Consider the following 12,601-nt stretch of genomic DNA (forward strand, 5'->3'; position numbering starts at 1 on the left):
AATCTATCAAAATTATACCCTAATTTTTTGAAAGTTTCATTAAAACTGGCAGAAAAAATGAAAAGAGCCTTAATCTATTACGATTAAAGCCCTTAAAACAATTTAGCCAATGAATGTCTAGGCCATTTGAAGCTGCGAGGAATCTTTAATTTCCTTCAATTCATCCAAATTCGATGTATCTTCAAGTAATTTTTCAATATCCAAAAGAATGATTAAGCGTTCATCTTGCATGGAAACTCCCTTTAAATAAGAAACATTTCTAGATTCCATTAGGGTAGGATGCTGAATGGTATCAGGAGCAATATCTAAAACATCTGTTGCCGCATCCACTACAAGACCGATTGCTTTATTGCTAACTTGAACCACCACAAGTCTTGCGTCATCAGTCGAAAGGGTTTTCCCCATTAAAGCTGAGCGTAAATCTACCACAGGTGTTACAACATTTCGGATGGTCGTTACTCCTAAAACATGCGGTGGCCGGTTCGGGAATGGGGTAATTGCCTGCATTTGTTCAATCGAAATCACTTGACTGATCTGGACCCCGTACTCCTCATGCCCCACCTTAAAAATAAGTGATTTTACATCATGTTGCTCCATTTCGATTCCTTCTTTCTTACGTATTACTTACAAGAAAATGATTAAGCTACCGTTGTGAGCTCCATCAATTCGGCTAATTTTAAAAGAATAATTAGACGCCCCTCTATATTGGCAATTCCCGCAAAATACTCGGAAGCAAATCCACAGGTGGACGGGTCATCAATCACTTTCGGTGACACATCGATTACATCGCTCGTTTTATCGACAATTAACCCTAACTCAATATCTTCAATTTTGGTCACAATAATTCGTGTATCTTCCGTGAACTCAGCCTGCCCTAAATCTAATTTACAGCGAAGATCGATAATTGGAGTGACATTTCCGCGCAAATTGATGACACCTTTTACATAAACGGGTGCATTAGGAACTCTCGTAATATGATTCACTTTTTCAATAGACTCCACATAATCAATATCAAGTCCATACTCCTCATCACCGATTTTAAAAGCGACAATTTTTTTTATTTCCATTGGGAAGCCCCTGCCCTTTCTATTTAATGAACTGGTTAGAATCAATAATTAATGCCACTTCTCCGTTTCCAAGAATGGTAGCGCCAGAAATCGCATATAAGTTGGTTAAAAATCCGCCTAAAGATTTCAATACTACCTCTTGTTGTCCTAAAACCGAGTCTACCACTACCCCTACCGTCTTATCGCCCTTGCGAACAATAACAATATAAAGCTGGCGATCATGGCTCTCATCCATAGTAGGAACTTGGAATACCTCATTCAAATAGATTAATGGAACCACCTGTTTCCGAAATTGAATTACTCTTTGACCATGAAGGGTAGCTACATCCTCTGGTGAAATAGAGGTAATTTCCACAATCGAATTAAATGGAATTGCATAGGTTTCTTCTGCCACCTTCACGAGCATCGAAAAAATAATCGATAAGGTTAACGGCAGCTGGATGCGGAACGTTGAACCTTGGCCAGGTGTTGAATCAATGCTAATCACTCCGCCCAAGGATTCGATTTTGGTTTTCACCACATCTAAACCTACACCCCGTCCGGATATATCTGAAATTTTATCGGCGGTACTGAATCCTGATGAGAAAATCAAAGCATATACCTCTGAGTCAGTTAGAGATTTAGCCTCTTCCTCTGTGACAACAGACCGTTCAATCGCTTTTTTCAATACCTTCTCACGATTAATGCCCTTCCCATCATCCTTTACCTCGATAAACACTTGGTTTCCACTGTGATAGGCTTTCAATAAGATTTTGCCTTCTTCTCTTTTTTTGCTGCTGATTCGTTCCTCTGTAGACTCCAATCCGTGATCTAACGCATTACGAAGGAGATGGACTAGAGGATCGCCAATTTCATCAATTACGGTCCGGTCTAATTCAGTTTCAGCGCCTTCTACCACTAATTGAACCTTTTTATTTAGGTCTTTCGCAAGGTCCCTTACCATTCGCGGGAATCGGCTAAATACTTGCTCTACCGGTACCATTCGCATATTCAAAATAAGTCCTTGTAAGTCAGTTGATATACGGGTCATATGCTCCACTGTCTCAGTCAGTTCAGCCAAGTCTGACTTTCGGGAGATTTGCTCTAATCTGCCGCGGTCAATTATCAATTCGCTAAAAAGGTTCATTAAGTGATCTAATTTTTCAATATCGACACGAATTGATTTTGAGCGATGTTTCTTTTTGCCATGGTCTTGAGCAGCTTTGGTTTGTATCGTACTCGTTTGCTCTTGTTTTTCGATTTCAGGGGCATTTACAGATTCAACTTCTTCTAATTTTCGAGTCAAACTTTCGGTTATAATGACTTCTTTAACTTCTGAAATATTAGAAATTTCGGTTTGAATCACTCTCAGTTCGCTCTCAGATAATAATAATAGGGTAAAAGAGTCACCAAAATCGTCCTCCTCTATTTTCTCTACAGATGGATTTGTTTGGATGATTTCCCCGTATTCCTCAACTACTTGAAAAACCATATAGGCTCTTACGGCTTTCATCATACAATTATGATCGAGTGTGACTTGAATTTGATAGACTTTATTACCCGTTTTCCATGCTTCATTGATGACAGACATTTGATACTCATCCATCACAAGTTCAGCCGTAGCAGCAACTTCTTGAGCCGCCGCATAAGGTTCTTTTTGGGTAGTTGATGATGGATTTTTAATCATCGTCAATTGTTTTACCGTTTCAGAAACGTCTTCTTTACCGTCTCCTCCTTGCTCGATATTGGTGACCATTTTTTCCAAGTGATCCACGCACTTAAAAATTACGTCCATTATTTCCACCGTAATCCGCAGTTTCGAATTACGAACAAGGTCTAGCACATTTTCCATTTCATGGGTAAGCGATGCCATGTCTTCAAAGCCCATAGCACCTGCCATCCCTTTAAGGGTATGGGCTGAACGAAAGATTTCATTCACAATTGCCGTGTTATCAGGCTCCGATTCTAGATTTAATAGCTCTTCGTTCATTGCCTGTAAATGTTCTTTTGATTCTTCGATAAACATCTCTAAAAAATCATTCGAGTCCATTGTTTACTCTCCTCGCTAAATAGCATTTCAGGATTACTAGATTTAATATGTATGCAGTTTCGTATATACTCCATATTACCAAATATTTTTACTATTTTTCTAAAATTTTTTGATAGATTTTTATCCATCATCAAAAACTAAATTGCGTATAAAAAGCGAGAGTGAACGGATTAACTAAATGGCTCCATGCACTTCTCGCTTTTATTGAAAATTCCCCTTTGAATTTAATTTCCTAACACCTTAGTAATGGACTCCATAACCCGATCCGCTTGGAAAGGTTTTACGATAAAATCTTTTGCACCGGCCTGAATGGCTTCTAATACCATCGGCTGCTGCCCCATCGCGGAACACATAATCACTTTCGCTTGGGGATAAGAAGCCCTAATTTCTTTAACCGCAGAAATCCCATCTTTTTCAGGCATCGTAATATCCATGGTCACGACATCAGGCTGTAGCTCACGGTATTTTACAACTGCATCAGCTCCATTTACTGCCTCTCCAACTACTTCAAGTCCATTTTTACTTAAAATATCTTTTAACATCATACGCATAAAAGCAGCGTCATCAACGATTAATACCTTTGCCATAGAATTCTCCTCCAATATCTTCTATCTTTATATGGTCATTTTCGTTAAACGGTCGATAGGGCTAATGATATCTGTAATCCGCACCCCAAAATTCTCTTCGATAACCACTACTTCTCCCTTGGCAATCAGCTTATGGTTCGCTAGAATATCCACAGGTTCACCGGCTAATTTATCCAACTGGATGACAGCCCCAGGTCCCAATTCCAGAATCTTGCGGATTTCCATATCTGTTCTTCCAAGCTCAACAGTAATTTCTAAAGGAATATCATATAACAAATCAAGATTGCCTTTGACATTGCCAGCTGCAGGCTGCTCTGGAAAAGCACCATATTCAACCTTTTGTACATTGGCATTGACGGGCGGCAGTACAGGAATTTGAGAAGCCGAGCTTCCCTCATAATGCGGAGCCGCTTCAGGTTTCACTACCGTCGTTTGGGCTTGCCTGACTGGCTTTTCCTCAATGACCGGAGTGGAAGGCGGTTCTGGAGCATTGGTTTTGAAAATTTGTTGAATTAATTCCCTTCCAAAGGAAAGTGGAATAAATTGAATCATATTCGAATCAATTAGGTTTCCTACCTTTAATCGAAAGGAAACTTTGATGATAATATCGTCATCGAATGCTTCCAACTTTTTCGGGGGAAACCCAAGGACATCAATAGATGGGGGTGAAATATCCACTTTTTGATGAAACATCGTCGACATTGATGTGGCAGCTGATCCCATCATTTGATTCATTGCCTCTTGTACGGCACTGAGATGCAACTCTGTCAGTTCTGTGTCAAGTGAGGTACCATCCCCGCCCATCATTAAATTCGCAATGATTTTTGCATCGTTTTCTTTAATCATCAAAACGTTATTGCCGCGCAGTCCCTCCGTATAATCCACAAATACAGCCACATGTACTTCTTCAATAAGATCTTCCATTCGATCCCGTTCAATCACAGACAATGTTGGTGTCGTGATTTCAACCCGCTGATTTAACAGGGTAGAAAGTGCAGTAGTAGAACTTCCTAATGATATATTGCCAATCTCCCCTAAAGCATCCTGCTCCATAGGGCTCAAGAAATCCTCAATCGATAAACTTGGATTTTCATTTAATTGATTAAATAATGCATTGATTTCTTCTTGAGATAACGATCCCTCGGTCATCTTAAAGGTCATCTCCTTCGTTGTGGATTACTTGATCAATCTGGACAGCATAATGCCCTTTTTGAAGGCCAGGGTTTCCCAAAAACCTTGTCAAATCTCCTACTTTGATTCGTAGTTTACCTGTTTCAATTCCGATCACATCACCAATCTGCAAGTTCAGCAAGTCGGAAACTGGTAAGGTGGCTCTGCCTAATTCAGCTATCACAGGAATATTAACCGTGTCTAAGTTTTTCTTTAATAAATCCTGCTGCGTATCATTCGTTTTCGACATGGAAGAAAGCCATTGATGTGTCGTTAATTTTGGCAGTACTGGTTCTACGATTAAATGCGGTAGGCATATTGTCATTGGACCTGTAATTTCTCCTATCGTCGTACGTAGAACGATAATAATCACCGTATCATTAGAAGAAGCAATTTGAATAAATTGAGGGTTTGATTCAATCCCTTCCAATTTCACATGAATATGTTCAATGTTTTTCCATGCCTCTTGATACATCGAAAAGCCACGGGTAAAAATCTTTTGTAAAAGCTTGGTTTCGATTTCTGTAAGTGATTCGGCCCGGTCAGCAAGGTCGCCTTGTCCTCCCAGCATCCGCTCTAGTATTGCATAAGCGACTTGCGGGTTTACTTCCATCGCCATTTTGGCGTCCATTGGTTTCACTTCAAACAGATTGATAATCGTTTTTGAAGGGATTGACGAAATAAACTCATGATAGTTTACCTGGTCTACCAGGTCGATTTCAATTTGAACAAAGGTTCTTAGCTGAGCTGAAAGATAGGAAGTGAATAGTCTTGTAAAATTTTCATGAATTCTGGCAATGCTGCGCAACTGATCCTTTGAGTAACGCATCGCCCGTCTGAAATCATAAACTTTTACTTTTTCTTTTTTCTCTTGAACTTCTGATGCCTGCAGTTCGCCGTTATTTAACGCTGATAAAAGAGCATCAATTTCTTGTTGTGATAATACATCTGCCACAGGGCATCCCCCCTTCACTCTTCCCTGAGTTTATTAAAAAGATTTAATCACATTCCTTTAACTAAGGGGAGATAATTAGTTTTCAAAATTACCAGCTATCGTTTTAGATTTATAAGCTCTTCTAAAATAGAGTCTGAAGTAGTAATCGTTCTAGCATTTGCTTGGAAACCGCGCTGTGCCACAATCATCTCAGTAAATTCATCGGTTAAATCCACGTTGGACATTTCGAGGATTCCGGAGTTGATCGTGCCACCTTTGTTGTATTGGATGGCGTCAGGTGTTCCATTTCCGGAGTTCCCTGTAATCGCAAACATAGTATTTCCAACTTTTTGTAAACCGCCTGGGTTCGGAACAACTGAGGTAGCTATTGAAACATTATCATCTGTAGTTGCAGTATTGTTCAAATAGTAATCAGTGCCATCATAGGCTAGTTTTCCGCTATTACCCTTTTCATCTACCACGTTTATATAACCATTCGAATCAATTGAATAGGAAGTAAAATTTAAATCCGTTTTATCATCCTTAGTTATATTAATCCTTGGAACTTGAGTAATCGTCCTAGTCGGAGGAGCTCCGGCATTAATTTTAACTTTAACCCCTGATACAAGATATCCATTGGAATTAACCAAATCCCCATTTGCATCTCTATTAAAGTTTCCAGCTTTTGTTAAGTAACTTGGGCCATTCACTCCATCCTTCACAACAAAAAACGCATCTCCATCAATTGCTAAATCTGTCCCAACACCTGTCGTCATCGGACTTCCTGGTGTATGGATGGTATCGATTGAGCCAACTTTCGTACCGAGCCCTACTTGCTTAGGGTTCACACCGCCGCTTTGGGTGGTAGGAGCGGTTGCCCCAGCAATATTTTGATTAATGATATCCTGAAACATTACGCGGCCTTTTTTAAATCCTACCGTGTTAACGTTTGCAACATTATTTCCGATTACATCAAGTTTCGTTTGAAAACCTTTCATTCCGGAAACCCCGGAATAAAGTGACTTTAACATGTTCGTTCCCCCATTAATGAATTAGTTTCAGGATTTGACTTCCTTGATTTCAGTAACATTTTCCATTGGGACTTTTTGATCCCCTACAAGATAAAAATAGTTTCCGTCTTGCATGGAGATTCCATCCACAACGCCATTGCTTGGGGAACTTGAATCCTCCCCGGTCCAACTAATTTCTTTTCCAATTGATGAAGCATATTGACTCATTTGCTGGCTGGCAAACTTATCAAAAGCACTATTTAAATTCGTCATTTGTTCCAAAGAACTAAACGTAGCCATCTGTGCGATAAAATCTTTATCTTGAAGCGGACTGGAGGGATCCTGATGCGACAATTGTGTCGTCAAAATCCGCAAAAAATCATCTTTTCCCAGGATGCTTTTTTGTTCAAAAGGCTTTACATTATTAAAAACGGAATTCGTTTGGGAGGCATTGGAAATATCTACCCAACTGCTCATACTCTTGGACTCCTTTCTATGCGGTAAAATCGATACTTGAAGTTGAGCTAGGAGATGTCCTCCCATATGTAATCGGTATTGGCTCTGTTTCTATTTCTTTTTGATTAGAATCATTTTGTTTTTTCAACGGATTCTGATTAAAAGTGAAGGAACGTTGTTCATCCGAAGAACTTGAACCATTTTGAGAAAAGGATAAGCCGGCCTGATTTTGTTCTGTGGATGGAACGGCCTGCTGAGAAATATCAAGCTTTTGTACTATGATTCCATGCTGCTGGAGTGCCTGCCTCAGATCATGCAGCTGGCCTGCCAAAGCATCTTTTGCCGTGGCCGTGTCTGTCAAGATTTGTGCAGATAACTGCCCATCTTGAGAGAAAATTTTGATTTCAACATGTCCTAAATGCTCAGGATATAAAGAAAATTTCGCTTCAGTTCCTCCCGTTTGCCCCGCTGAGATTCTCATAAATGTTCCCATCCATTCACTGACTTCCGGAACAAAATTAGAAACCGGTAACACGGATGGAGCAGCTGAATCGCCAGAAGCATTCAATCCTGTGGTCGTTTGCGGCTGTAGATTTACTAGAATTGGTTGTTCCTTGATTCTTACTTGCTTGCTCCCATCAAGTTCTAAATTAATAGAGGATGGGAAATCTACTTGATTTTTATCTAAGCTTAACCGGGGTTTAAATAAAAGATTACTATTTTGTTTGATATCAACAAATAATGGTTGTCGGGATTGGCTGATTTCAGACGACTTACTGTTTAACAAATTTTCCGATTTTTCATCGTTTAAGTTAATCCCGAGTTTATTTTCTATTCCCTTTAGAATTCTAGATAATTTTTGATCTTGTATATTATTTGAAATTTCAAATGGTATTTTACCCAGTGTATTATTTGAAATTTCAGATGGTTTTTGTTGTGCGAGTGATTGTAGATTGAGTATTCCCTGGGCGAATTTATTTTTATCCGAATCTGACAGTTGATTAAGTCCATCCATCTTTTGTAACCCAATTTTTTGGAGTAATGGGCCAAGTTGCGATACATTGACGGGTGATTGGGACTCACTTCCTGAAGAATTATTCATTACTGGATTTTCGCCTGTCGGTAATGGTGAAACTTGCTGGCCGCTTTGGACCCAAGCAAGTAAAATTGCTTCTATTTGCTGCCATTCTTCCGGGCTTATATTCTTTTCATCTTCCTTATTCGTACTGGAAAAGTTAGAACTGTCTTTCAAGACAGATGAAGATTTATTCTCGGCCTTCTGATTTGCTTGACCAAGAAGATTGAACATCGCCAATATTTGATCAAAGGAATTAGCGGAACCTTCCGCCTTTTCGGCAGAAGTTTGTTTTCCACTATCCGCTTGAGTTGTTTGATTTATTTTGATTGAGATTTGATTGACTTCCAAACAACTTCCCTACTTTCATCTGGATAACATATTCCAATTACACAATATTATAACTCATTAGCCAAATTTAGTCATGAGATTTTTCGATGAGAAGTTATAAAATTTTTGATAGTTTTTGAAGAAATCCTAGATTCATAATAAAAGAAGGGACGATACCCGCCCATCATCCCTTCCTTTTAACTACCAGCCGTTAAATCGTAAAAGCAATTATTTCCTGATACATTTGCGAAAGTGCAAATTGTCCATCGGCATATCCTGCTTCCTTTACCGCCTTCGGCATCCCATATACAATACAGGTTTCCTCAGCCTCTACGAACACATTTCCCCGATGATTTTTTACAAAACTGCACCCTTTCATTCCATCTGATCCCATACCAGTTAATATGATGGATAGCAAACGGTCTCCAAAAATGGGGGCAGCGGATTCGAGTGATATATCTATCGCTGGTTTGTATAATGTTCTTACATCTAGAGAGTCATCTATTTTAGATACCACTGTGCCATTTGGTTTCCTTTCAAACCTTGTTTGATAACCCGAAGGGGCAATATAAATCGTTCCAGGCAGAATCACCTGATCATTTTGCGCCTCGATTACATTTAATTGGCATAGATTATTAAAACGATTGGCCAAAGGTTTGGTAAACCCGCGAGGCATATGCTGCGCAACAACAATTGGAATTGGAAAATTCTTTGGAAAATGGGGCAGGATTGCCTGTAAGGCAGAGGGGCCCCCAGTCGAACAGCCAATGAAAATCAGCTCTATTTTCCGACTCCTCTTCTCTTTTACTACTCTATTTCGCGGCTGCGGTTTCGGAGTTTCGCTTGGAAGTTTAGCCTCGGCAATACCTTTCAGGCGCAGCAAAAAATCTTGAACATGGTCATTGTCTAACGGGTTTTGAACAAGTTTATCCTTTAAAAAGAAATCAACGGCTCCTAATTCAAGAGCCTGGATGGTTTCTTGAGCTCCTTCTCCCGTCCGTGAACTTAACATCACGACAGGTACGGGTGATTTCCCCATGATTTGTTCTAATGCCGTAAGTCCATTCATTTCCGGCATCTCCAAATCCATTGTGACCAAATCGGGTTTCAACCGTTGAACCTTTTCAACCGCCTCCACACCGTTCCTTGCAATTCCAATGACAAAAAATTGCGGGTCCTTTTCTAGGATTAAACTAATGGTTCTTCTCATAAAAGCAGAATCATCCACCACTAAAACACCATACTGCTTCATTTCTAATCAAGTTCCTTTCGATAATAAAAAGTCTTATTAGAATCTACCTTTTGAAATCCTAAGTCCATTTGAGTAATCGATTCAGCGTGTCCTAGAAACAAGTACCCTCCGGGTATTAGGTTTTGATGTAAACTTCTGATTACTTGTTTTGTGGTCTCTTGATCAAAATAAATCAATACGTTTCTGCAGAAGATGACATCTACATCTCCGATTTGTGATGCTTTTGTTTTGTTTAGGAGATTTAAATGCTGAAAGCGAACCATATTTCGAACGGCAGGCATGATTTGATAACCGCCATTTTCTTCTGAAAAATATTTCAATAATAGTTTTTCAGGGATTCTTCGAAAGGCAAAGGATCCTTTATGGTACCAGCCCTTTTCTGCTTTTTGGAGGACCTTTTTATTGATATCCGTTGCAATAATCTCAACAGACCCTGCCGGGAACAGCCCCGTTTCCTGAATTAACATCGCAAGAGTGAAAGGTTCCTCCCCTGTTGAACACGCAGCACTCCATATTCTTAGCGGACGGTTTCTGGTTCTTTGTTTCATTTGAGGTAAAACCACCGAGCAGCACTCGTTTAATTGGCTCTCCTCTCTGTAAAAATAAGTTTCATTGATGGTTAATATTTCCACAAGAATATCCCATTCACTAGGGTTGATTTGTAAATATCCATAATATTCTTCGTACGACACCCCAAGTTCCTGAACCCTTTTAGAAATCTTTTCTTTTAAAATGGTAAGCCTGTCAGCAAAACGCAATCCACAATGATTGTAAATACTTCGGCTTAATTTTTCTAGTCCGCTATCTACCAAAAAGTTCACTCTGTACAGCCACTTCCTTCAAAAAATAGATTGACATTATTTTACCTAGTTTAGTATAAAGTTACAAAATTAATAGGCACCCGTCAAATAGATTTTGAGAATTTTCACACTAGATATTTTGATTTTTTATCAAAAAGTTAAATTTTTTGTTCGATAAAAATCAAAAACATAATTGTCGAAGCTTATTGATTAACGTACAATATCTTTATAACCTATTTTATTTTTAAAAGGAGAACAAAGATGTCTAGTATTTTTGGAATTTTGTTAGCATTACTAGCAATCGGTATCGGGATGGTTTTAAAAGGTGCTTCACTTACATCATTATACAACCCAGCAGCCTACCTCATTATTTTCGGTGGCACGGCTGCTGCACTTTTGGTTGCATTTCCATTCAGTGAAATTAAGAAACTTCCTCAATTATTCAAAATCGCCCTGATTGAACCAAAACTTCCTTCCAAGGCTAAGCAAATTTCCAGTTTAGTAGAATGTGCAGAAGTCGCAAAAAAAGAGGGATTCCTTGCGCTCGAAGAAATTGCCGCAAACACAACAGATCCTTTTTTGAAAAAGGGACTTGAATTGATTATTGATGGCTATGACCTGGAATTTATTGAAGAGGTTTTATTTGAAGAAGTAGAAGCGATTGATAAACGCCATAAAACCGGTGCCCTTATTTTTACTCAGGCAGGTACCTATGCACCTACTCTCGGTGTTCTTGGGGCAGTAGTAGGGCTGATCGCTGCACTTGGGAATTTAAACAATGTCGAAAAACTTGGACACTCCATTTCTGCAGCATTTATTGCCACTTTACTAGGTATCTTTACCGGCTACGTATTATGGCACCCGATTGCCAATCGATTAAAGCGTTTATCAAAAAAAGAACAAGATTTAAAACTTTTAACCATTGAAGGATTACTTGCCGTTTATCAAGGACTTTCTCCAAGCGCTTTGGAAAAAAAATTAACCGTTTCTATGCCGCCAAAGGAACTTAAAAAATTCGTGAAAGATGGCGGAGGTGAAGAGAGAAATGAGAAGATCGCGTAGGAAGTTAGAAGAGGAACACGAAGATCATATCGACGAAACTTGGCTGATTCCCTATTCTGATCTTCTGACTCTTCTGCTGGCGCTGTTTATTGTTTTATTTGCAGCGAGTAGTATTAATAAATCAAAGTATGAAGCTATTATGGAATCATTCAAAAATGAATTATCCGGCACCCAGGTACAAAATGCGCAGGTCGGCCTTTCGCCTAGCCAAACAACCGTAAAGCAGCAAAAAAATGCGCCAGTTCCAGTGGTTCAGCCTGAAACAAAAACAAAAGATGTTGAACTAGATAAATTAAAACAAAAACTTGAGCAATACATTAAAAACAATCATTTACATGCAACCGTCACTCTTCAGGAGTCAAAACGGGGGGTTGAAGTTTCCTTAAAGGATGTCATCCTTTTTGACCCAGGTAAGGCTGATTTAAAAAAGAGCTCATTTAAGACATTAAATGATATTGTTGGATTAATTAGAACTGTATCAAATCCGATTAGTATTGAAGGGCATACGGATAATGTCCCAATAGGTAATGCTGCTTTTGCCTCAAACTGGGAGCTTTCCTCTGCTAGAGCTGTCAGTGTCCTTCACTTTTTTGAGTCGAAAAAAGTTTCTGATAAAAGGCTTCAATTTACCGGTTATGGTGAATATAAGCCGCTTTATCCAAATAATACGAAAGAACACCGTCAGGCAAACCGCCGGGTTAATATAGTAATTTTACGAAACCAATAATCAAAAGCCTGTTCAATTTTTGAAATGCCCCCTAAATGTTAGACACCATTCTAACGTTTAGGGGTTTTTTTATGGCCAAATTTACAGCTGAAGAAAGAATAC

13 protein-coding genes are annotated in these 12,601 nt (G+C 39.1%); 2 read left to right on the plus strand and 11 right to left on the minus strand.

The window, feature by feature from the left end; all coding sequences use genetic code 11:
- Positions 1 to 117 precede the first annotated feature (117 nt).
- The 11 genes from ACFQZ9_RS04915 to ACFQZ9_RS04965 all read right to left on the minus strand — a co-directional run bounded on the left by ACFQZ9_RS04915 (position 118) and on the right by ACFQZ9_RS04965 (position 10,722).
- Positions 118 to 597 carry a chemotaxis protein CheW gene (locus ACFQZ9_RS04915; RefSeq protein ID WP_498942565.1) on the minus strand — a complete coding sequence of 160 codons (480 nt, stop codon included), beginning with the start codon at positions 595 to 597 and terminating at the stop codon, positions 118 to 120.
- Positions 598 to 638: 41 nt separating this feature from the next.
- Positions 639 to 1,067, minus strand: coding sequence for a chemotaxis protein CheW (locus tag ACFQZ9_RS04920; protein ID WP_498942566.1), 429 nt, complete (start codon positions 1,065 to 1,067; stop codon positions 639 to 641).
- 19 nt (positions 1,068 to 1,086) lie between these two features.
- The gene (locus ACFQZ9_RS04925) at positions 1,087 to 3,096 is read right to left on the minus strand and encodes a chemotaxis protein CheA (protein WP_498942567.1); all 2,010 of its coding nucleotides are present in this window, start codon (positions 3,094 to 3,096) and stop codon (positions 1,087 to 1,089) included.
- Positions 3,097 to 3,320: 224 nt separating this feature from the next.
- Positions 3,321 to 3,683: a response regulator gene (locus tag ACFQZ9_RS04930; protein ID WP_498942568.1), complete on the minus strand. Its 363-nt coding sequence runs from the start codon at positions 3,681 to 3,683 to the stop codon at positions 3,321 to 3,323.
- A gap of 27 nt (positions 3,684 to 3,710) precedes the next feature.
- Positions 3,711 to 4,832 carry a flagellar motor switch phosphatase FliY gene (gene fliY / locus ACFQZ9_RS04935; RefSeq protein ID WP_498942569.1) on the minus strand — a complete coding sequence of 374 codons (1,122 nt, stop codon included), beginning with the start codon at positions 4,830 to 4,832 and terminating at the stop codon, positions 3,711 to 3,713.
- 1 nt (position 4,833) lies between these two features.
- The gene (fliM, locus tag ACFQZ9_RS04940; RefSeq protein WP_498942570.1) at positions 4,834 to 5,808 is read right to left on the minus strand and encodes a flagellar motor switch protein FliM; all 975 of its coding nucleotides are present in this window, start codon (positions 5,806 to 5,808) and stop codon (positions 4,834 to 4,836) included.
- 95 nt (positions 5,809 to 5,903) lie between these two features.
- Positions 5,904 to 6,818 (minus strand): flagellar basal-body rod protein FlgG, encoded by a 915-nt coding sequence (locus ACFQZ9_RS04945; protein WP_498942571.1) that lies wholly within the window; start codon positions 6,816 to 6,818, stop codon positions 5,904 to 5,906.
- A gap of 27 nt (positions 6,819 to 6,845) precedes the next feature.
- On the minus strand, positions 6,846 to 7,274 hold the full coding sequence (gene flgD, locus ACFQZ9_RS04950) for a flagellar hook assembly protein FlgD (protein ID WP_498942572.1): 429 nt from the start codon (positions 7,272 to 7,274) through the stop codon (positions 6,846 to 6,848).
- A gap of 16 nt (positions 7,275 to 7,290) precedes the next feature.
- Positions 7,291 to 8,679, minus strand: coding sequence for a flagellar hook-length control protein FliK (locus tag ACFQZ9_RS04955; RefSeq protein WP_498942573.1), 1,389 nt, complete (start codon positions 8,677 to 8,679; stop codon positions 7,291 to 7,293).
- 190 nt (positions 8,680 to 8,869) lie between these two features.
- Positions 8,870 to 9,910, minus strand: coding sequence for a protein-glutamate methylesterase/protein-glutamine glutaminase (locus ACFQZ9_RS04960; RefSeq protein ID WP_498942574.1), 1,041 nt, complete (start codon positions 9,908 to 9,910; stop codon positions 8,870 to 8,872).
- A 2-nt stretch (positions 9,911 to 9,912) separates the two neighbouring features.
- Entirely contained in the window at positions 9,913 to 10,722 is an 810-nt protein-coding gene (locus ACFQZ9_RS04965; RefSeq protein WP_498942575.1) for a CheR family methyltransferase, read from the minus strand.
- Positions 10,723 to 10,971: 249 nt separating this feature from the next.
- Here ACFQZ9_RS04965 and motA point away from each other — a divergent pair, with 249 nt between their 5' ends.
- Together motA and ACFQZ9_RS04975 are read left to right on the plus strand one after the other, a co-directional pair.
- Positions 10,972 to 11,772 (plus strand): MotA/TolQ/ExbB proton channel family protein, encoded by an 801-nt coding sequence (gene motA, locus ACFQZ9_RS04970; protein WP_498942576.1) that lies wholly within the window; start codon positions 10,972 to 10,974, stop codon positions 11,770 to 11,772.
- Positions 11,756 to 12,499 carry a flagellar motor protein MotB gene (locus tag ACFQZ9_RS04975; RefSeq protein ID WP_498942577.1) on the plus strand — a complete coding sequence of 248 codons (744 nt, stop codon included), beginning with the start codon at positions 11,756 to 11,758 and terminating at the stop codon, positions 12,497 to 12,499. Before motA ends, ACFQZ9_RS04975 begins: the two co-directional genes overlap by 17 nt.
- Positions 12,500 to 12,601: the final 102 nt, after the last annotated feature.

It is taken from the genome of Neobacillus sp. GCM10027624 (assembly GCF_042675345.1).
Lineage (GTDB): Bacteria > Bacillota > Bacilli > Bacillales > Cytobacillaceae > Neobacillus > Neobacillus cucumis_D.